This is a genomic window from Trinickia mobilis (genome assembly GCF_017315705.1).
In the GTDB taxonomy this organism is placed as follows: Bacteria; Pseudomonadota; Gammaproteobacteria; order Burkholderiales; family Burkholderiaceae; genus Trinickia_A; species Trinickia_A mobilis.
Genome location: NZ_JAFLRF010000004.1, coordinates 70,833 through 91,899 on the forward strand (window position 1 = coordinate 70,833; position 21,067 = coordinate 91,899).

Here is a 21,067-nt window from a genome sequence, read left to right on the forward strand (position 1 = left end):
AAAAAGGCGACGCCGCCGGGCTCAAAATTCAATGCGGGCGGCGAAACGCCGCGAATCACGGGGAATGGCCGAATTCTTGGTGTCGGACGCGGGCACAGCAAGCGAGTATTTCGAGCGGAAACCATTCGAAAAACTCACGTTACCCGGCTAAGACCGATGGCGATTGAAGGCGGCGGCCCGCGCCCGGTCATGGGCTCGAGGCCATCCTAGGGAAATTACCAAGGCGAGCCGGCGCGAATCAACTATGAGATTAAAGCATCTCAAAGACGCGCTTGAAGCGGTTCGCGCGACGGCGACGACGGCTCCAGATTGCGTCCGGCAAGCCACACCTCCTGCTGCAGCCATTCCTTGAACTGGACGAGATGCGGCAGCGCGCTCTGCTCGGGCCGCGTCACGAGCCAGTACGACTGGTGGCCGTCCACGTGGACGTTGAGCACCTGCGTCAGTTGTCCGCTCGCGAGTTCGCGCGCCACCATGTTGCGGTCCGCGATCGTCATGCCGAGACCGTCGACCGCCGCCCGAATCGCGTGGTCCAGCAAATCGAATTCGTAGCCGCCCTGGGTGTCGACGCCCTCGATGCCGGCTGCCTTCAGCCAATGCTGCCACGTCAGGTAGCGCTGATCGTCGCTCGCGAGCACGTGCAGCAGCGTGAAGCGGTTCAAATCGATGCCGTCCTGATCCTGGCTTCGCGCGAGCAGTGCCGGGGAACAGACGGCGACGTGACGCTCCTGCATCAGCAGCACGTTGTCGAGCCCGTCCCACTCGCCGTTGCCGAAGCGGATCGCGCAGTCGAGCACGCTCGACTCGGCGAGGCTGTCCTGCGTGCGCGTGGTGAGGCTGATTTCGAGTTCCGGGTGCTGCTCGCGCAGCCGGCCGAGGCGCGGCATCAGCCAGCGGCTCGCGAACGTGGGCGGCGCGTTCACGCGCAGGCGGTTCAGGTGCGTCTTCTCCTGGATGCTGCGCACGGTGAGTTCGATCTTGTCGAACGACTGCTGCAGCGCCTGCAGCAGCACGCGGCCCGCCGCGGTCAGCTCGAGACGGTGATGGCGGCGCTGCAGCAGCGGCTCTTCGAGTTGCTCTTCCAGTTGCCGGACCTGGCGGCTGACCGCGCTTTGCGTCACGTTCAGCAATTCGGCCGCACGCGTGAAGCTGCCGGTGCGGCCGGCCACCTCGAAGGCTTTGAGCGCGTTCAGCGCGGGCATTTTTCGTTTCAAGTCGCGGGGCCTATTGCAAAAACAGCGAGGATGGCGAAGACGGTGTCGCAGCGGAACCGGGCGCTCATTTTACGCTGCCGATCCACCCCCACACCGCGCCGAACCAGCCCAGCGCACAGACGGCGAACGTCGCGCCGGCCAGTATCCATTGGTAGGCGCGCGAGAGCTTCGCGCCGTCCGGCAGCGCCCGCGCGGCCAGCGCGATCAGGAGGCCGAGCACGAGCGGCAGCAGGAACGCGTTGACGACCTGCGCGCCGATGTTGAGCCACACGAGATCGCGCGCCGCCCAGACGAGCGCCGCGCTGCCCGCCACTGCCGCCGCGTAGACGCCGTAGAACCACGGCGCCTGCTGCGGCCGGTATTCGAGCGAGCGCCTGATGCCCGTGACCTCGCCGACACCCCACGCCAGCGCGAGCGACGCGACGATTGCGGCCACCAATGCCGCGCCGAGCACGCCGGCGCTGAAAACCAGGCGCCCCCACTGCGCGCCGAGCAGCGGCGCGAGCGCGTTGCCGATCTCGCCGACGCTGTCGAGCGACCCATGCGCGCCATTTCCGCTATTTGCACCAAGCGTCGCCGCTGCGGCAACGAGCACGGCCGCCGTGAGCGACTGCGTCAGCACGGCGCCGACGGCGGTGTCCCAGCGCTCGGCCTGGCAGTCGGCGGGCGTCAGCCCTTTGTCGGCGACCGCCGACTGTTGGTAGAACACCATCCACGGGTTGAACACGGCGCCGATCAGCGCGGCCGCGAGGTACAGGAACTCGTGGTTTCGGAGCGGCAGGTCGGCGACATCGGCGGCCACCGCGCGCCAATCCGGATGCGTCGTCCACGCGACCGCGAAGAACGCGAGTTCGAGCAAGCCGATCAGCAAGGCCGTCCGTTCGATGCGCCGATAAGAACCGGTGGCGACAATGGCCATGAGCGCCAGCGCGGCGGCGGGCAGCGTCAGCGAGCGCGATACGCCGAACGTCTCGCCGATGCCCGCCACGGCCGTGAACTCGGTGACGAGCGAACCGACGGTCGCAACGCCCAGGCCCGCGACCGACACCCACGACCACACCGGACCGAAGTGCTCGCGAATCAGCTCGCCATGCCCGCGTCCGGTAAAGATGCCGAGCCGCACGGTCAGCTCCTGCACCATATAGAGCAGCGGGATCAGCAGCACGAGCAGCGGCAGCAGCCGATAGCCCCATTGCGCGCCCGCCTGGGCGGCCGTGACGACGTTGCCGGCGTCGGTGTCGGCGAGCATCACGAGGAGCCCGGGGCCCCACACGGCAATCGAGCGGAGCAGGGGCAAGCGTCTGACCGTGGGCCGAATCTGGTTCATCCAGTGTTTCAATCGTCTGTTTGCGAAAAGTCAAAGGATAACGCTTGCCGGCAATCGCATTTGTTCAAGATAATGCACCGTCATGCAGGCGAAACACGCCGCCGATCACCGCCGTTCAAATAACACCGGGCAAAATCCAATCCACGATGAACTAACCGGATTGCTTAGCCAGCGGTCCCGTCACAAGCCGTCAGCCCGTTTCTGCTGCACCCTGCAATTCCGAATTACTCATATCAAATACCACGAACTATTTATTTCGCATTGCCAATCATTGAAAGTAAAGCGACATAAATCCTTCACATTTATCTTGAGACTTGCGCAGTAGCATCGTAAGTCTCGCGATCACGGAGCCGGCCATGCCAGACCTCTCCTACCCTCAGACGAGCACGATCAGCGAACGCGGGCGCAATATCAGTTTCGCCATCTTTCTAATAATCATCGCGATCGGCGCCATCTACGTCGCCACTCACATCGCGTCCGATCTGCAGCCCGTCAAACTAGGCTCCGCACTACCCTACCTGCTGCTCGGCGTCGCGCTTGTCATCGCGCTCGGCTTCGAATTCGTGAACGGCTTTCACGATACGGCCAACGCGGTGGCAACGGTCATCTACACCAATTCACTCGAGCCGCATCTCGCGGTGGTCTGGTCGGGCGCGTGGAATTTTCTCGGGGTGCTCGTGTCGACCGGCGCGGTCGCATTCGGCATCCTGCAACTGCTGCCCGTCGAGCTGATCTTGCAGGTCGGCAGCAGCGCGGGCTTCGCGATGGTGTTCGCGCTGCTGATTGCCGCCATCATCTGGAACCTCGGCACGTGGTTCTTCGGGCTGCCTTCGTCGAGCTCGCACACGCTCGTCGGCTCGATCATCGGCGTCGGCCTGATGAATCAGCTGATTCATGGACCTTCGGGCACGAGCGGCGTCGATTGGGGACAAGCGCTCGGCGTCGGCAAGGCGCTGCTCTTCTCGCCGATCGTCGGCTTCCTGCTTTCGGGCCTGCTGCTGGTCGTGCTGAAGGCGGTTGTGCGCGTGCCGAAGCTGTATGCGGAACCGACGAAGAATACGCCGCCGCCGTTCTGGATTCGCTCGCTCCTGATCCTCACCTGCACCGGCGTGTCGTTCGCGCACGGCTCGAACGACGGCCAAAAGGGCATGGGCCTCATCATGCTGATCCTGATCGGGACCGTGCCGACCGCCTACGCGCTGAACAAGGCCGTGACGCCTTCGGAAACGGAGACGTTCATAGCGGTCACGCAGCATGTATCCACCGTGTTCGCGAAATATACGAACGGCGCCCCGCCGTCCCAGGACCCGCGCGCGGACGTCGAAACGTACGTGCGCACCCGTCGATTGGCGCCCGATACGCTGCCCGCGTTGGAGCAGCTGACCGAGTTGATCGGCTCCCAGGTCCGCGAGTCGGGCTCGATGGCCGCCGTGCCGCAATCGGTCGTCGACAATGTGCGCAACAACATGTACGTCACGTCCGAAGCGATCCGGCTGATCGAAAAGTCCAACGCCGTCGCGTTCGCCCCCGACGACAAGAAAGCCATCGACAACTACAAGAAGCAAGTCGACCACGCGACCAAGTTCATCCCGACCTGGGTGAAAGTGGCCGTCGCGATTGCGCTCGGCCTGGGCACGATGGTCGGCTGGAAGCGGATCGTCGTGACCGTCGGCGAAAAGATCGGCAAGCAGCACTTGACCTACGGGCAAGGCGCCTCCGCCGAAGCGGTGGCGATGGCGACAATCGGCATGGCCGATGCTTGGGGCCTGCCGGTTTCGACGACGCACGTCCTCGCCTCGGGCGTGGCGGGCACGATGGCCGCCAACGGTTCCGGCCTGCAATGGAGCACGGTGCGCAGCCTCGTGCTCGCATGGGTGCTGACGCTGCCGGCGTCGATCATGTTGTCCGGCGCGCTTTACTGGGTGTTCCGGCAACTTTTCTGATCAGTACACTTCCGGCACGATCATGTCGGCGGGCACCGGCTGGCGGATGTACTCGGGGTGATGCACGCGCGCGGGCAGCGTCACCGACGGATGCTCGACCTCACAATACGGCACCTGGCTCAGCAGGTGGCGGATGCAGTTCAGGCGCGCGCGCTTTTTGTCGACGGCCTGCACGACCCACCACGGCGCCTCGGGAATATGCGAGCGCTGCAGCATGATTTCCTTCGCCTGGGTGTAATCCTCCCAGCGGCGCCGGCTTTCGAGGTCCATCGGGCTCAGCTTCCACTGCTTCAGCGGATCGAGGATGCGGCTTTCGAAGCGCACTTCCTGCTCTTCGTCGGTGATCGAGAACCAGTACTTGATGATCTGAATGCCGCTTCTCGACAGCATCTTTTCGAACTCCGGAACCGAGCGGAAGAACTCTTCGTACTCGTCATCGGTGCAGAAGTTCATCACGCGCTCGACGCCCGCGCGGTTATACCAGCTCCGGTCGAACAGCACGATCTCGCCGCCCGCGGGCAGATGCGCGACATAGCGCTGAAAGTACCACTGCGTGCGCTCGCGGTTGTTGGGCGCAGGCAGCGCCGCGACGCGGCAGACGCGCGGATTCAGGCGCTGCGTGATGCGCTTGATCGCGCCGCCCTTGCCTGCGGCGTCGCGGCCTTCGAAGATCACGACGAGCCGGTGGCCGGTGCTGACCACCCAGTCCTGCAACTTCACGAGCTCGCCTTGCAAACGGAACAGCTCTCGGAAGTACACCTTGCGCGCCTCCCGCGCGTCCGCCGAGAACACCCGATTGCCGTCGAGATTGCGGTCGTCGATCTCCATCTCGAGTTCTTCGTCGTAGGCATCGATCAGGTCTTCTTCGAAACGGCGCTGACGTTCCGCGTTGAGCTCGTCGGCCTGGGTTTCCTTCTCGTTCATCGATTTTCTCCTCTACGGCAAATAGTGGTGCAACCATGAATTATCGAAGCCGCCGGTGTCACGCGTGTTACCTGTCGCTAATGGCTTAGCCCAAAGGCATCGCAAAGCTCAGTTCGTGCCCGTCGGGGTCGAGGATGTGGAAATAGCGCTCGCCCCACGGCGCGTCCGCCGGGGCGAATTCCGGCGTCAATCCCGCGGCCAGCGCCTTCCGGTACATCGCGTCGACGTCCGAGACATAGACGATCGCCCGCCCCCAGCCCGGGCCCGGCCCGGGCGGCCGCCCCGCCTCCGCGCTCAGATTCAGGAACGACGGCCCGAATGCATACGACGTAAACGGCGCATCCGGCCCGCCGTACTTGCGCCGGAAACCGAGCGCTTCGTAAAAGCGCACGGCGGCGGCCATGTCGCGCGTGATCAACGTAATTGCGCTCAAGGATTCGATGCGGGGCTCCGGCGGCTCCGGATTTGGCTTCGTTGTCATCGCAGTGCTCGTTGTAAGTGTCGTAGAACAGCGTTGCATGGGACCCGAGTCAGCGCTCTGCATGGGGCCGGTGCGGCGGCGTGCCTCGTGCAGTGACTCCTTACGGGATTCTAGTGCGCGCCGGCGCACGCTGAAGCCTCGATACCCGGCCTCCGGCGCACATCTTGAAATCAAGCGGCTCGCCACGCATCTTCGAGCCTCTTCTTCAAGATCAGGAGCGAAGATGAAGTCCCCCCCACGCTCACTATCGTTCGCTGCCCCCCAAGGGGGCCGATGCCTCCCTTGGGGCGGCCCGGCGGGAGGCATCATGGGACGCCGCCCGCAATTCGTCGACGACCTGACGCGCGCGCCGTCGGGCGCGGCCGAACCGAATCCGCTCGACGACGACGCGCTGCTCGACGCCTACTCGCGCACCGTGATCGGCGCGCTCGAGCGCGTGCAGCCGTCGGTTGCCTACGTCGCCGTCGAGCGGCACCCGCGCGGCGGCTCGACCCGTGGCGCGCCGCGCGGCGGCAGCGGCTCCGGCTTCCTCTTTACGCCCGACGGCTACATGCTGACGAACAGTCACGTGATTCACGGCGCGGCGCAAATCGGCGTGACGCTCGCCGACGGCTCGCAGTACGAGGCGAGCGTCGTCGGCGACGATCCGAACACCGATCTCGCGGTGCTGCGCATCGGTTCGGCCGAGACGCTGCCGCACGTCGAACTCGGCGAATCGGGGCGGCTGCGCGTCGGACAGATTGCGATTGCGCTCGGCAATCCGCTTGGGCTGACGCAGACGGTGACCGCCGGGGTCGTGTCGGCGCTGGGGCGATCGTTGCGCTCGTATTCGGGGCGGATGATCGACGACGTGATTCAGACCGATGCGGCGCTCAATCCGGGGAACTCCGGCGGTCCGCTCGTCAATTCGGCGGGACAGGTGATCGGGGTGAACACCGCGATCATTCCGGGCGCGCAGGCGCTTTCGTTTGCGACTGCGATCGATACGGCCAAGTGGGTTGTCATGCAGTTGTTCGCGCATGGGCGCGTGCGGCGTGCATATATCGGCATCGCCGGGACGACCACGCCGATTCCGCGCAAGGTGCAGCGGTTTTTCGAGCTGCCGGCCGCAACGGGGGTCCGCGTGATGGAGGTCGTGGGAGGAAGCCCGGCTGCGCTGGCCGGGCTGCGCGCGGGGGATACGCTCGTGGCGATCGATTCGGTGACGGTCGATGGAATCGATGGGTTGCAGCGGGTGCTCGATGTATCGCGGATCGGGAAGGCGGTCGAGGTGGCGGCGGTGCGGGGGGTGCAGCGGTTGGTGCTGACGGTTACGCCGGTTGAACAGGTGTAACCGTCCGGCTAGAGCCAAAGAAACAATAGGAAACGACGCCCGCGGCCAATCGACTCGCCACACGCGCAGCCGCTCAAATTATTGAATCACCCGCGTCACCCCCCTCCCACGCGGATCGGCCGCAGGCTCGGGCGTATCTCCATTGATCTTGATCGCCTGAATGTCGCCATTGAACGACTGCGGCTTCAGCGCGTAGCCCTTCGCTTCGACTTGCTTGGCGAGCTCGCCGTCGATCGGCGCGTACGGCTCCCAGAAAATCGTGTTCGCCGGCAGCAACTGATGATGGAAGCGCATCGCCGCGACCGCGTCGTGAAGCGGCATCTTGAAGTCGTAGAGGTTGTTGATCACCTGAAAGATCGACGTGAAGATCCGCGAACCACCCGGCGTGCCGATCACGAGCGCGACCTTGCCGTCCCTCGTCAGGATCGTCGGCGTCATCGAAGAGAGCGGACGCTTGCCCGGTTCGATCGCATTCGCATCGCTGCCGACCACGCCGAACATGTTCGCCACGCCCGGCTTCGCCGAGAAGTCGTCCATCTCGTCGTTCAGCACGATTCCTGTGCCCGGCACCACGACGCCCGAGCCGAAATAGCCGTTGAGCGTATAGGTGTTCGATACCGCGTTGCCCCACTTGTCGACCACGGAGAAGTGCGTGGTCTCGGCCCGCTCGGGCATCGACGTGCCGAGGCCCGCCTGCATGTCCTTCGTGTTGCTGGGCGCCGTCGGGTTCACTTCGGCCGCACGCTTGGCGAGATAAGGATCGTCGATCAACTGCGCAATCGGCACCTTGTAGAAGTCAGGATCGCCGAGATATTGCGCACGGTCTGCGAACACGCGCTTCTCGATCTCCGCCATCAAATGAATGTACTGCGGCGAATTCAGCGCGACGCCGTCGAAGTCGGGCTTCAAGTCGGCCTTCATCTTCAGCAATTGGACGAGACCGATGCCGCCGGAACTGGGCGGCGGCGCGGTGATCACGCGATAGCCGTTCCAAGTCGCCTCGACCGGCTGGCGCCAGACAGCCTTGTACTCCAGCAAGTCGCGCTTCGTGATGAGGCCGCGGTCCTCACGCATCGAGGCAGCGATCAGGTCCGCGGTCTTGCCCGTGTAGAAACCCTTCGCGCCTTCGTTGGCAATGCGCGTGAGCGTGGCCGCGAGCGCCGGCTGCTTGAAGACCTCGCCCGCTTTCATCGAACCGAAGTACTTGTTGAAATCGGTCTTGCCCTCGAAGTCCTTGGCCGCATCGTCGCGGCGCTGCTGCAATTGCTCGCTGACTTCGAAGCCGCCCGTCGCGTATTGGATCGCCGGGGCCAGCACCTGCTTCCACTTGAGCTTGCCGAAGCGCCGCTGCGCCTCCCACATGCCCTCCACGGTGCCCGGCACGCCGACCGCCTTGGCGCCGACGAGGCTCATTCCCGTGATGACGTTGCCGTCCTTGTCGAGATACATGGTCTTCGTGGCGGCGAGCGGCGCCTTCTCGCGATAATCGATGAAGTAAGGCTTGCCGTCGACATAGAGCGTCATGAAACCGCCGCCGCCGATGTTGCCCGCCTCGGGATAGGTCACGGCGAGCGTGAACGCGATGGCGACGGCCGCGTCGACGGCGTTGCCGCCTTCCTTGAAGATCTGCCCGGCCGCGTCCGCGCTGAATTTGTCGGCGACCGCGATCGCCGAGGCGTTCAGCACCGGCGTTTGTACCGCGGTCGTCTTGGCATAGGCCGGCGCGCTTTCGATGAAGCCCGTCGAAATGCTTGCGCAGGCAACCACGGTCATGCTGGCGACGGCTTTCTTGACTCGGTCCATGCTATTCACTTGGTGTCCCCCACGAAAATTCTCCTTTGGTCACATGAAAGTCTGCCGGCGCCTGTATACCACGACGTAAATGGTTTGCGAACCAGTGCTAACCAACGTTCGGCCACCAAGCGCACTTGCGCGCGCCACCTCTGCTCGTTACATTCGAGCATCAGACCCTCATACCATTGCGGAGCGACTCCCCATGTTCATGCGCACCGTCCCCGCCAGGCAAGGCGCCCAATGGATTGCCGACGGATGGGCGCTGTTCCGGCTGCATCCGTGGATCTGGATCGCGCTCGGCGTGATCAACGTGGTCGTCGGCCTGATCCTCGACTCGATCCCTTATGCAAGCGCCCTGACCTCCGTGTTCGCGGTGCTTTGGACGGGCGGCATGGCCGCCGCCGCCGAGCGCTGCCGCACGACTGGGCTCGTGCGCATCGCCGATGTGACCGACGGCATGCGGGCCAAGCTCCAGCCGCTCTTCGCCGCCAGCGTGTTCGCTTTTCTGATTACGATCGTTTGCGACCTGACGGGCAGCCGCGTGTCGGACGGCTTTTCGCTGCTTCTGAAGACGGTGCCGAGCCATCAGGTCTCGGGGGTCTGGCAAGACGTGCCGTGGGCTTACCTCCTCGTCTACGTCGTGGCCGCCGTAGGCGGCACCATGGCGCTATGGCTCGCGCCGCCGCTCATCGTGCTGACCGATGCCGCCCCCATCGACGCGCTCAAGCAGAGCTTCATCGCCGCATGCCGCAACGTATGGCCCACGCTGATCTACGGGTTGATCGTCGCGGGTCTCGCCATTGCGTCGATCGTCACGCTCGGGCTCGGCTTGGTGGTGATCGTGCCGCTGATCTATCTGTCGACCGTCGCGGCCTGCCGCGACCTCTTTTCGATCGAATCGCCCGAATCGTCTGAGCCGTCCCGATCGTCCTGAAGGAAGGCGCGTGACGCCGTCGCGCTGCTCAGCCCGGGCGCGTGAATTCGCTTTCGATCCACTTGGCCGCGCTCGCCTGCGTGAGCTTGAAGTTGGGCGCGGTCTTGACTCGCGCGAGCTCGCCCCCGGTTTCGTCGACGGCGGCCAGGATCGCGTGCGGTTCGTATTCGTCGGGGACGATGTCGAGCGTCACCGTGATATCGCCCGACGCCCCCGACACCGTCACGCTCTTGTGCAGCATCGCCTGCAACTGCTGCTCGTGGCGGCGCAGCACTTCGGATGCCGTCTTGACGAGCGTATTGAACGCCGCCTGGTCGAGCGGCTTGGGGTTCTTCTTGTCGCGGCCCATCGTCCACGGGCCGACGAGCGCGGGCTCCGCCTCCCCGTCCTGAATCATTGCGACGGCCCAGCCTTCGTCGTCCTCGTTCTTGATCACGCGCGCCGTCCAGCCGTCGCAGCGCCATAGACGCGGTTCGCGGATGTCGGACTGGTCGTCCGGGTTGGATTCGAGCGTCGGGTCGTCGGAGGATGGCATCGGGACTTCGGTCATGGCGGAGGCGTTTCGAGTGCAAAGGTGTTGCGAGCGCTTCAAGCGCGAGCGATGGATTCTACCCGCGTTCGTGCGCGTGCTTGCGCGTCCTATGCCATCCGGCCAAGAAGGACCGGCGCGCAGGAAGACCCGCGCCTGAGCCAGTCCGTTTCGAGGTGTAACGCTTGTACACGCGCGCGCGGCGATCTGCGAAGATACGCGCCCGTGTTCGTCACTGCGCGCCCATGCACGTCCCTGCGCGCCGTCCGTTTCTCCTGCTTTTCATCATGGCCTCCAACAAAGCACACCACGCAACCGGATGGGCCGCCGGCGTCATCGCCGCGGCCGTCGTCACCCGAGCCGGCGCGGGCGGTCCCGCCTACGTGTGGAGCGTGCTGAGCTGCCTCGCGGGCATTGCCGGCGGCACCGCGCCCGATTGGCTGGAGCTCGCGTGGTGGTCGAAATCCCGAAGGCTTTGGATCACCCATCGCACGCTCACGCATTGGGGCATCGCGTGGGTCGCGCTCTTGGCCGGGTCGTACTTGTCCCTTCGGCATCATCACGTGGCGGCGCTTGCATTCGGATTCGCATGCGGCGGTCTCATGCACCTGCTCGCCGACTGGCCCAATCCGCTCGGCGTGCCGTGGATCGCGCGCAGACATTCGCTGAATTGGTGGAACAGCGGACATTGCGATCTCCTGATCGTCGCCGCTGCGTGGGGCATTGCGTTTTTCGTCTGCCGTCACGTGTGGATGGGCGGCATCGACGTGCCGCATTTTCTGCGGCGACTGTAGCCTCGATCGACGCTGTCGAATTCGCTGTCTGTCGACAGCAAGTGCCATCGCGCCGCCGCAAGCGCACCGTCCTGCTCTCTGGCAAACTTTCCGCTTATCCAGTCGAAAAACAGGGCGCGGCGCGCGACGCAGATGCGCGCGCCGCGCGCTCTCGCCGCGCCAATGAGCAGTCAACCGCGCCCTTCCCCCTCTGCCGAACCGCTGGCCGATTTCCATCCCGCCGTCGCGGCCTGGTTCTCGCGGACGTTCTCCGCCCCCACCCGCGCCCAGGCCCGCGCGTGGCCGTCCATCCTGCGCGGCCGCTCGACGCTCGTCGCCGCGCCGACCGGCTCGGGCAAGACGCTCACCGCCTTCCTGTCCGCGCTCGACGAACTCGTGCGCGAAGGGCTCGCCAACGGCGGCGCGCTGCCCGACGAGACGATGGTCGTCTACGTCTCGCCGTTGAAGGCGCTCTCGAACGACATCCACGCCAATCTCGAGGTGCCCCTTGCCGGCATCGCGCAAGAGCTGGCCCGGCGCGGCCTGCCCGCCGTCGAGATCCGCACCGCGGTCCGAACCGGCGACACCACGCAAGCGGAGCGCAACGCGCTCAGGAAACGCGCGCCCCACATTCTCGTGACGACGCCCGAATCGCTGTACGTGCTGCTGTCGTCGGATTCGGGGCGCCGCATGCTCGCCACCACGCGCACGGTCATCGTCGACGAGATTCACGCGATGGCGGGCAGCAAGCGCGGCAGTCATCTGGCGCTCTCCCTCGAACGGCTCGACGCGCTCGCCAAGCGGCGCCTGCCGCGCATCGGGCTCTCGGCGACGCAAAAGCCGATCGGCGCCGTCGCGCGCTTTTTGGTCGGCGGCACGGGCGGCGAGACGGAGCCTTGCGAGATCGTCGATACCGGCCACGGCCGGCCGCGCGATCTCGCTTTGGAGCTGCCGCCCGTTCCGCTCGAAGCCGTGATGGCCAACGACGTGTGGGAGCGCGTCTACGACCGGCTCGCCGAGCTCGCCGCCGCGCACAAGACGACGCTCGTCTTCGTCAACACGCGGCGCATGGCCGAGCGCGCCGCGCGCCATTTGACCGAGCGGCTCGGCAAGCTCGCCGTCGCCGCGCACCACGGCAGCATGGCGAAGGAGCACCGGCTCGATGCCGAGCAGCGCTTGAAGCGCGGCGAGCTGCGCGTGCTGATCGCGACGGCGTCGCTCGAGCTCGGCATCGATATCGGCGATGTCGAGCTCGTCTGCCAGATCGGCTCGCCGCGTGCGATCGCGGCGTTCCTGCAGCGTGTCGGGCGCTCCGGCCACCAGGTCGGCGGCATGCCCAAGGGGCGGCTGTTCCCGACCTCGCGCGACGATCTGATCGAGTGCGCGACGCTCATCGATTGCGTGAAGCGCGGCGAGCTCGACGCGCTCGTGATCCCGCGCGCGCCGCTCGACGTGCTCGCGCAGCAGATCGTCGCCGAAGTCGCTTGCGAGGAATGGAGCGAAGACGCGCTGTTCGACTGCTTCCGGCATGCGTCGCCCTATGCGGCGCTCACGCGCGAGCAGTACGACGCCGTGTTGCGCATGCTCGCCGAGGGCTATACGAGCCGGCACGGGCCGCGCGGCTCGTATCTCCATCGCGACGCCGTGAGCGGCATGCTGCGCGGCCGGCGCGGCGGCAAGCTGACCGCCGTCACCTCGGGCGGCACGATTCCCGACAACGCCGATTACGCCGTGCTGCTGGAGCCGCAAGGCGTCAACATCGGCACGGTCAACGAAGACTTCGCGATCGAAAGCCTCGCGGGCGACGTCTTCCAATTGGGCAACACGTCGTATCGCATCCTGCGTGTGGAGCCGGGGCGCGTGCGCGTCGCGGATGCGGAAGGCCAGGCGCCGAACATCCCGTTCTGGCTCGGCGAAGCGCCGGGGCGCAGCGTCGAGTTGTCGGCGGCGGTGGCGCGGTTGCGGGCGAATCTCGATCGATTGCTGGGCGGCGAAGCCGCGCCCGTTCGTACGAGGGCGATCAAGCAGCGAGCCCAAGCGCAGACGCACGAACCCGCCATCGCCTGGCTCGTCGGCGAACTCGGCGTCAGCGACAGCGCCGCGCAACAAATCGTCGACTACCTCGCGCGGGCGCGCGCCGCGCTCACGGTGCTGCCGACCCAGGACACGCTCGTCATGGAGCGCTTCTTCGACGAATCCGGCGGCACGCAGCTCGTGATCCACGCGCCGTTCGGCAGCCGCATCAACCGCGCGTGGGGCCTGGCGCTCAGAAAGCGCTTCTGCCGCACCTTCAACTTCGAGCTGCAAGCGGCGGCGACCGAAGACGCGATCGTCCTCTCGCTCACCGGCAGCCACAGCTTCACGCTCGACGACGTCTGGCACTATCTGCATTCGAACACGGCCGAGCACATCCTGATCCAGGCGCTGCTCGACGCGCCGCTCTTCAACGTGCGCTGGCGCTGGAATGCGACGACGTCGCTGGCCCTGCCGCGCTACACGGGCGGCCGCAAGACCGCGCCGCAATTGCAGCGGATGAAGAGCGAAGACTTGCTGGCGTCGGTGTTCCCCGATCAAGTCGCGTGCCTCGAGAACGTGGTGGGCGAACGCGAGCTGCCGTCGCATCCGCTCGTCGATCAAACGATCGACGATTGCCTGCACGACGCGATGGACGCCGACGGATGGCTCGCGCTGCTGCGCCGGATCGAGCGCGGCGAGATCGCGCTGGTGACGCGCGAGCTGCCCGCGCCGTCGCCGCTCGCGGCCGAAATCCTGAACGCGAAACCGTACGCGTTCCTCGACGACGCGCCGCTCGAAGAGCGCCGCACGCAGGCTGTGCTGTCGCGGCGCTGGAGCGACCCGGAAAGCGCCGGCGACCTCGGCGCGCTCGACGCCGACGCGATTGCGAGCGTGCGCGAGGAAGCGTGGCCCCAAGTGCGCAGCGACGACGAAATGCACGAGGCGCTCACGGGCCTCGCTTGCATCACGGACGCCGAGGCGCGCAATCACGAAGGCTGGCTCGCGCGGCTCGAAGCGCTGGCGGCATCAGGGCGCGCCGCGCGGCTGCAAGTCGCTCGAAGCGACGCGCTGTGGCTTCCCGCCGAGCGCGTAATGTGCCTGCGGGCGATCTATCCCGATGCGCCGCTCGAACCGCCTCTCGCACCGCCCAAAGGCTTCACCGGTGCGTGGACGGAAGACGGCGCCGTCGTCGATATCGTGCGTGCGAGGCTGACCGGCTTCGGTCCGCTGCCGGTGCCCGCGATTGCGCGCGCGCTCGCGCTGCCCGCTTCCACGGTCGCGGCCGCGCTCGTGCGGCTCGAACGCGAAGGCTATGTGATGCGCGGACGCTTTACCCCCGGCGCCGAGCAAGAGGAGTGGTGCGAGCGGCACTTGCTCGCGCGCATTCATCGCTATACGGTGCGGCGCTTGCGGCGCGAGATCGAGCCGGTCGAGCGCGCGGACTTCATGCGCTTCCTGTTCCAGTGGCAGCATCTGACGCCCGATACGCGCGGCGAAGGACGCGACGCGCTCGCCGCGGTCGCCGATCAGCTCGAAGGCTTCGAGGCGGCCGCGGCCGCTTGGGAGGAAGAGATTCTTCCTGCGCGGCTCAAGGACTATTCGATCACGGCACTCGACGCGCTGTGCCGCTCGGGCAAGGTCGTGTGGACGCGTCTTGGCGGACGCCTTTCGGTGCGCCCCGCGCAGCACGGCGCCAGCGCGCCCGTGCGGACCACGCCGATCGTGCTGCTGCCGCGCCGCGAACTGCCGGTGTGGCACGCGCTCGGCGATCCGTCGAACGAGCCGGAACTGTCGCCGCGCGCGCAGCGCGTTCACGACGCGCTCACGCTGCATGGCGCGATGTTCTTCGACGAGCTGCTCGGCGACACGCATCTGTTGCGCGTCGAGCTCGAAACTGCGCTTGGCGAGCTGGTCGCCGCCGGTCGCGTGAATGCGGACAGTTTCGCCGGCTTGCGCGCGCTGCTGACACCCGCTGCCGCGCGGCATAGCGCGCGCCGCCGCGCCGGCCGTCATCTGCGCGGCGCGCTGATCGGCGGAATGGATGATGCGGGCCGCTGGGCGCTCGTGCGCCGGCCGTCGCGTGACGGCTTGGGCGCCGAAGAAGACGCGGCGGACCCGAGCGCGAATACCGCCGGCGCGTCACCCGGCGCTGCCGCAGCCGCTTCGCGCAGCGCCGCTCCCGAAGTCCTCGAACACATTGCGATGACGCTGCTGCGCCGCTACGGCGTCGTGTGCTGGCTGCTGCTCGAACGCGAGGCTGCGTGGCTGCCGCGATGGCGCGACTTGCTGCGCGTGCTGCAGCGGCTCGAAGCGCGCGGACAGGTGCGCGGCGGACGCTTCGTCAATGGCATTTCGGGTGAGCAGTTCGCGCTGCCCGAAGCGATCCCGCTGCTGCGCGAGGTGCGCAAGCAACGCCAAAGCGGAGCAGGCCAGGCGCAGACGATCTGCGTTTGCGGCGCCGATCCGCTGAATCTCGTCGGCACGATCCTGCCCGGCGACAAGATCCCCGCGCTCGCCGGCAACCGTGTGCTGTTTCGCGACGGCGTGCCGATCGCCACGCTGATCGCCGGAAAATTCGAGTACGCATCGGAGCTCAATGCGAGCGCGAAAGAAGACGCGCGGCTGCGCTTGGCGCGACGTTAGCGGCAAGTCACGGGTCCCGCTCCGAGGTCTGAGGCTGAAAAGCGAACATCAAACCGTCGAACTCGAACGTCCAAGACTGAAACGCGAGCCCTCGACCGTGAAGTTCGAATGTTTGAAGGCGGAACGCGAGCCCCAAACCGACGCATTCAACTGTTGGAGGGCCGAAATCTGAGCCTCAGACCGACGACTTCGACTGTTTGACGGCGGAACTTGGGCCTCGGACCGGCGACTTCGACTGCTTGACGGCGGAACGTGGGCCTCAGACCGTGGAGGTGCCGACTGTTTGAGGGCGGAATGCGAGCGTCGGACCTCGGGGTTCGACCGTTTGAGGGCGAGGCACGGCCTCCACCCCTTGGAATTCGAATGTTTGAGCCCGGAGCCCGCGCCCCACACCGCGGAATTCCGCTGTCTAGGGAAGGAACACGAGGGGCACGCGATCGCGGTCCCTGATTCAGAAGAGAAAGTATTAAAAACCGCAGTCTTATACGGGGCAAACGGCGCGGGCAAATCTAATTTGTTCAAGGCGCTGAAGTATCTCAAGTTGGTGGCCCTGAGGCCCAGGAAAAAGAATACTGGTACGGGTCGTGAGGCATTCCGGTTCGGAGGCGCGAGCGAGGAGCCGTCAAGCTTCGATTTGCAGTTCATCGTGCGCGAGCAGCTCTACCGATTTGGCTTCAGGATCGACGATCACAAGATCGTTCAGGAATGGCTCGTGAAAATCACCGGCAACAAAGAGCGGGTTCTTTACGAACGAGCCACTGATGAAAGCGGTCGAGTGCGGATTGAAGGCAACTATCTTAAATCGGTAAATGAGAAGCTGTCTGCTCTTGTTACGGTCGGGGGTCCGCAAAATCAGTCGTTTCTGGCGACAATCAGAGCAACCCTTGACGAAGACGATATCGGCTCAGAACTCGCTTCGATTATTGATTGGTTTTTGGAAGGCTTGAAACTAATTGACCCGACGCAAACCACTGCACCATTGGGTCATCTTCTGAGCTCGGATCCCAAATACCTGACGTTTGCTGGGAACTTCCTCAAGTCATCCTCCACTGGCGTGGATCATCTCAGCGTCCAAAAGAAAGAGATTACCGAGGAGGAACTCCGTGCGATTCTACCCGAAACCGTCGTTGAACAAGTGATTCAAGATGTATCCAAGAGCCCGCACAATACGGCTGTCGTGGATATGGCGGAACGGGGCGAACTGCTCATCGAGAAAACAGACGCTCATCATTACTACCGCATCAGCATCCAAGCCGCGCACGAATATGCGCCGGGCAGTGTCGCGCCACTCGACCTCGCAGATGAATCTGATGGAACTAGGCGCCTGTTAAGTTTGATGCCGGCGTTGAATCATGACGACGATAGCGGCGCAGTTTATTTCATCGACGAAATCGATCGTAGTATGCATCCGATGCTGATCTGGAAATTTTTGCAATTCTTCCTTGAATCCTGCAAGGCGGACAGGCACCAAATTATTATTACAACGCATGAATCAAATCTGCTTGACTTGGATTTGCTGAGAAGGGATGAGATCTGGTTTGCGGAAAAAAGCGCGACATCCGAGACGCACATTTACCCCCTGACAGACTTTCGCGTGCGGAAGGATCCGGAAATTCGCAAACATTATCTCCAAGGGCGTTTCGGAGCCGTCCCGTTCCTCGGCAACCTCGATCGGATGCTTGTCGAGCGGGGTAACGTCTGATGAGCCTTTTTGAACGAAAACCTAGACCGCTAAAACGGGACGAGAAAACACTTAGCGATGACCGGCTGTTCATTATTGCGCGCGATGACACCTACGCACCGAAGCAGTATTTCGACTCTTTTTCCATTCCCAGAATCCAAATTCACGTCGTGCCAACGGTCGACGGAACATCGGCTGCGCCGCATGTTCTCGATCGATTGAGCAAATTTGACCATGAAGACGACGATGAGCTATGGATGCTGCTGGACACCGATCACTGCACTCGGGACAACCATATAGGAACTTTTTTAGGCGCGATTGGTGAGGCCAAGCGGAAGGGCATGAACGTAGCGCTTAGCAAACCTTAATTTGAACTATGGCTATTGCTTCACCGCCTCGATGGTTCTGCGGTTACTGACTTGCGCAACGCGGCCGCGACAGAACAGTTGCTTCGGAACACACTGGGGCGGTATAACAAGACCCGACTCGACATGACCCAATTCCCGCTGCCAACCGTTGCAACCGCTTGTGCTCGCGCGGAGATTTTAGATCAATCGGTAGGCGGTGGAGACAATCCTACCGGACCGACAACGCAGGTTTATCAACTGTGGAAGGCCATTGCCAGCAAGGCCCTTCCGTCTCAGTTACCTGCAGAGTTGAAGCCGTTGTTATGAGCACAGACCCGGCGCAACCTCTCACGCCGGGTCATAAATTGCGGTCCCCGTTATCTTGGCCTAACGCCGACCTATTTGGTCCGCATTCGCTATGTCTGCTATCGAGCCTGTCGAAGGACTATTGTGGGTCGAAATGCGTCTGCGGAGCGACGCAAGGTTAGCGTGCCCGACTTTTGCGATGCAGCGGCAGTCGGGGACGCATGGATAATCGGCCATAAGATTTTCTTTAACGCTGGCCGGATTATCCCCGTTTTCTTTAGCTTCGGCCGCTCCTTTGCGTCGTCGCCAAGCCATACGATTCGAGCAGCTCGACACTCAATCGCGCCACCTCCGGCTCCTTTTCGCAGCGCGCGGCGATATCCTTGGAGTACGCCTTGAAGCTCGGCAGTTCCGTGATGACCGCGGAATCGTCCGCGGCCGAATTCACGAAAATGTGGACGAACTCAAGGCCGTTTCTGAACACGGCGTAGGCGGCATTCTCGGGCTTGGTTTCGCGCAGTTCGGCGAACACGGCCCGCGCCAGCGCCTCGTTTTCGGCAGCGCATTCCGGCTTGACGGCATAGCGGACAAAAACAGCTCGTTGCATGACGTTTTCCTTTCAATGGACTCGACACGGGAGTGTGCCGATAACGCCAAAGACGACGCGCGCCACGCAAAGGATTCGCGGAAAAAATATTTCTTCGTCCGCGAATCCTTTGGGCAGGCCGGAACGTCTACCGAGATTGGCCGCGTGAAAAGGAGACTTGCGCCTTGGATTCGGACGGATTGGCACGATTGATGACGGACCTGCGCCCGCGCCTGCACCGCTACTGCACGCGCATGGTCGGCTCGGCTTTCGACGGGGAAGATGTCGTCCAGGACGCGCTCGCCAGCGCGATCCAGGCCTTCCCCTCGGCGGGCGAGATTCAGCATCCGGAAAGCTGGCTGTTGCGCATCGCCCATAACGCGGCACTCGACGCGCTGCGGCGCCGTAAGCGTCAGGGCTTCGCGGAATCGGACGAAGCGCTGTCGAATCTCGCCGATCACGGCGCCCACGCCGATGCGAGAGTGGCGGCCGCGGCCAGTCTCGCGAACTTCCTGCATCTGCCGACGATCCAGCGGTCCACTGTCGTGCTCGCGGACGTGCTCGGCTACTCGCCGGCCGAGACGGCCGACATGCTCGGCGTCAGTCTTGCGGCCGTGAAGTCGGCGCTGCATCGCGGCCGAGTCCGGCTTCAGGAACTGGTCGACACGCCCGATGATTCGATGCCGAGCCTCTCCGACGCCGATCGCGAACGGCTGAATCGCTACGCCGATCGATTCAACGCACGCGACTTCGACGCGCTGCGCGACCTCCTCTCCGAAGAGGTGCGGCTCGACCTGGTCAACCGGGTTCGGCTCGCCGGGCGCAAGGACGTCTCGGTCTACTTCACGCGCTACGAGCAGGCCGCCGCCTGCCGGCTCCGCCTCGGCTTCGCAGAGGGACGTGCGGTCCTGCTCGCGAGCGATCCGGCGGTGGCAACTGCTGAAATCGCGTATGTCATCCTGCTCGACTGGGCCGACGAGCGCATCGTCGCCATTCGCGACTTCCGCTACGCGCCGTACGTGACGGAAAGCCTGGACATGCGAAGCGTGTAGAAGGCGCAGGAGGCCGCCCGTAAGATTTTTTCGGCGCCGTGTCGATTTCGTGCGGCCTCGTTCGTCGTTGGATAAAGCGGCGTTCTTGCGCTAGCTTGTTGGTTCGATCCCCCCCGGTCCCAAGGAGAATCGCGATGTCCTTGAAGCTCTACGCCCACCCGTTTTCCTCATACTGCCAAAAGGTCCTGACCGCGCTCTACGAAAACGGCACGCCGTTCGCATGGCGCCGGCTGTCGCACGACGATCCGCAAGTAATGGAAGAATTCGCCGCGCTGTGGCCGATCAAGCGCTTTCCGATGCTTGTCGACGGCGACCGGACGATCCGCGAATCGACCGTCATCATCGAGTACCTCGGCCTCCACTACCCCGGGCCGGTTGCACTGCTTCCAGCCGATCCGCGCGCCGCGCTCGAAGTCCGCTTCATGGACCGCTTCTTCGACAACTACATCGCGACGCCGCAGCAAAAGATCGTCTTCGACAGCCTGCGCCCCGAGGCGGAGCGCGATGCGCGCGGCGTCGCCGAAGCACGCGCGATGCTCGACACCGCGTACGGCTGGCTCGACGAAGTCATGGCAAACCGCGAATGGGCCGCGGGCGAGCGCTTCAGCCTCGCCGATTGCGGCGCCGCGCCGCACCTGTTTTACGCCGACTGGACGCATCGCATCGGCGCCGACTTTCCGCATGTCATCGCGTACCGGCAACGGCTGCTGAAACGGCCGTCGTTTGCGCGCGCCGTCGACGAAGCGCGCCCTTATCGCCCGTTGTTTCCGCTCGGCGCGCCCGATCGCGATTGAGGCTCGCGTTTCATTCGCGCATCTAACCCGTTCCTGCGCTATAGCGGCTTGGTGCACGCTGAGTGCGTGGAGGCTCGGATGAGACGCAGCGGAGGGTGTGGCGGCGCTGTCATGTGGCTAGAGCGAGGCATCCGAAGGTAGGGAGAAAGCGCCCGCGCCGCGCCGGCCGCGATCAAATACGCACCAAACTTCCCGATAATCGCCTTGTTGCCTTAACTCCTCTGCCTTCCGCACAAGTGATACGGTGTTCGCTCCAAAGCCCTTCACGTCGCACACATCCTTTGCAACGCGGAAACCCTTAAAGTAGTTTGGCTCGGTCTTTGCCCTCTCGCAAACGATCAAAATTTTCCTTTCGGGTGTTCAGGCGATTCTCGTTACGCCCCTTGATTT

Annotated in this window: 17 protein-coding genes; 9 read left to right on the top strand and 8 right to left on the bottom strand. The window is 64.3% G+C overall.

The window, feature by feature from the left end:
- Nucleotides 1-260: 260 nt before the first annotated feature.
- Both J3489_RS07135 and J3489_RS07140 read right to left on the bottom strand, forming a co-directional pair.
- Nucleotides 261-1,202 (bottom strand): LysR substrate-binding domain-containing protein, encoded by a 942-nt coding sequence (locus J3489_RS07135; protein WP_206997015.1) that lies wholly within the window; start codon nucleotides 1,200-1,202, stop codon nucleotides 261-263.
- A 76-nt stretch (nucleotides 1,203-1,278) separates the two neighbouring features.
- Complete coding sequence (locus tag J3489_RS07140; protein ID WP_206997016.1) at nucleotides 1,279-2,541, bottom strand: NRAMP family divalent metal transporter; 1,263 nt, start codon at nucleotides 2,539-2,541, stop codon at nucleotides 1,279-1,281.
- 356 nt (nucleotides 2,542-2,897) lie between these two features.
- Here J3489_RS07140 and J3489_RS07145 point away from each other — a divergent pair, with 356 nt between their 5' ends.
- A complete protein-coding gene (locus tag J3489_RS07145; protein WP_206997017.1) occupies nucleotides 2,898-4,484 on the top strand; it encodes an inorganic phosphate transporter in 1,587 nt (528 codons plus the stop codon).
- Here J3489_RS07145 and ppk2 read toward each other — a convergent pair whose 3' ends face one another.
- Complete coding sequence (ppk2, locus tag J3489_RS07150; protein WP_206997018.1) at nucleotides 4,485-5,408, bottom strand: polyphosphate kinase 2; 924 nt, start codon at nucleotides 5,406-5,408, stop codon at nucleotides 4,485-4,487.
- An 85-nt stretch (nucleotides 5,409-5,493) separates the two neighbouring features.
- Nucleotides 5,494-5,889 carry a VOC family protein gene (locus J3489_RS07155; RefSeq protein ID WP_206997019.1) on the bottom strand — a complete coding sequence of 132 codons (396 nt, stop codon included), beginning with the start codon at nucleotides 5,887-5,889 and terminating at the stop codon, nucleotides 5,494-5,496.
- Between the two features lie 307 nt (nucleotides 5,890-6,196).
- Here J3489_RS07155 and J3489_RS07160 point away from each other — a divergent pair, with 307 nt between their 5' ends.
- A complete protein-coding gene (locus tag J3489_RS07160) occupies nucleotides 6,197-7,222 on the top strand; it encodes a S1C family serine protease (protein WP_206997020.1) in 1,026 nt (341 codons plus the stop codon).
- 78 nt (nucleotides 7,223-7,300) lie between these two features.
- On the opposite strand, the gene ggt is transcribed toward J3489_RS07160, so the two are convergent.
- Entirely contained in the window at nucleotides 7,301-9,025 is a 1,725-nt protein-coding gene (gene ggt / locus J3489_RS07165; protein WP_206997021.1) for a gamma-glutamyltransferase, read from the bottom strand.
- 193 nt (nucleotides 9,026-9,218) lie between these two features.
- Between ggt and J3489_RS07170 the strand changes: the two genes are divergently transcribed.
- The gene (locus J3489_RS07170; RefSeq protein WP_206997022.1) at nucleotides 9,219-9,950 is read left to right on the top strand and encodes a BPSS1780 family membrane protein; all 732 of its coding nucleotides are present in this window, start codon (nucleotides 9,219-9,221) and stop codon (nucleotides 9,948-9,950) included.
- A 28-nt stretch (nucleotides 9,951-9,978) separates the two neighbouring features.
- Here the strand turns inward: J3489_RS07170 and J3489_RS07175 are convergent, their stop codons facing one another.
- The gene (locus J3489_RS07175) at nucleotides 9,979-10,500 is read right to left on the bottom strand and encodes a hypothetical protein (protein WP_206997023.1); all 522 of its coding nucleotides are present in this window, start codon (nucleotides 10,498-10,500) and stop codon (nucleotides 9,979-9,981) included.
- A gap of 266 nt (nucleotides 10,501-10,766) precedes the next feature.
- Here J3489_RS07175 and J3489_RS07180 point away from each other — a divergent pair, with 266 nt between their 5' ends.
- The 4 genes from J3489_RS07180 to J3489_RS07195 all read left to right on the top strand — a co-directional run bounded on the left by J3489_RS07180 (nucleotide 10,767) and on the right by J3489_RS07195 (nucleotide 17,960).
- The gene (locus tag J3489_RS07180; protein ID WP_206997024.1) at nucleotides 10,767-11,273 is read left to right on the top strand and encodes a metal-dependent hydrolase; all 507 of its coding nucleotides are present in this window, start codon (nucleotides 10,767-10,769) and stop codon (nucleotides 11,271-11,273) included.
- Between the two features lie 162 nt (nucleotides 11,274-11,435).
- Nucleotides 11,436-15,911, top strand: a complete 4,476-nt coding sequence (locus J3489_RS07185) for a DEAD/DEAH box helicase (protein WP_242539848.1) — start codon at nucleotides 11,436-11,438, stop codon at nucleotides 15,909-15,911.
- A gap of 367 nt (nucleotides 15,912-16,278) precedes the next feature.
- The gene (locus J3489_RS07190) at nucleotides 16,279-17,613 is read left to right on the top strand and encodes an AAA family ATPase (protein WP_206997026.1); all 1,335 of its coding nucleotides are present in this window, start codon (nucleotides 16,279-16,281) and stop codon (nucleotides 17,611-17,613) included.
- Nucleotides 17,613-17,960: a hypothetical protein gene (locus J3489_RS07195; protein ID WP_206997027.1), complete on the top strand. Its 348-nt coding sequence runs from the start codon at nucleotides 17,613-17,615 to the stop codon at nucleotides 17,958-17,960. The genes J3489_RS07190 and J3489_RS07195 overlap by 1 nt, the downstream gene beginning before the upstream one ends.
- Nucleotides 17,961-18,522: 562 nt before the next feature.
- Here J3489_RS07195 and J3489_RS07200 read toward each other — a convergent pair.
- Nucleotides 18,523-18,852: a hypothetical protein gene (locus J3489_RS07200; protein ID WP_206997028.1), complete on the bottom strand. Its 330-nt coding sequence runs from the start codon at nucleotides 18,850-18,852 to the stop codon at nucleotides 18,523-18,525.
- 164 nt (nucleotides 18,853-19,016) lie between these two features.
- Between J3489_RS07200 and J3489_RS07205 the strand changes: the two genes are divergently transcribed.
- On the top strand, nucleotides 19,017-19,883 hold the full coding sequence (locus J3489_RS07205) for a sigma-70 family RNA polymerase sigma factor (protein ID WP_242539849.1): 867 nt from the start codon (nucleotides 19,017-19,019) through the stop codon (nucleotides 19,881-19,883).
- A gap of 134 nt (nucleotides 19,884-20,017) precedes the next feature.
- Nucleotides 20,018-20,677, top strand: a complete 660-nt coding sequence (locus J3489_RS07210; protein WP_206997029.1) for a glutathione S-transferase family protein — start codon at nucleotides 20,018-20,020, stop codon at nucleotides 20,675-20,677.
- 117 nt (nucleotides 20,678-20,794) lie between these two features.
- Here the strand turns inward: J3489_RS07210 and J3489_RS38760 are convergent, their stop codons facing one another.
- A complete protein-coding gene (locus J3489_RS38760; protein ID WP_206997030.1) occupies nucleotides 20,795-21,019 on the bottom strand; it encodes an RloB family protein in 225 nt (74 codons plus the stop codon).
- Nucleotides 21,020-21,067: the final 48 nt, after the last annotated feature.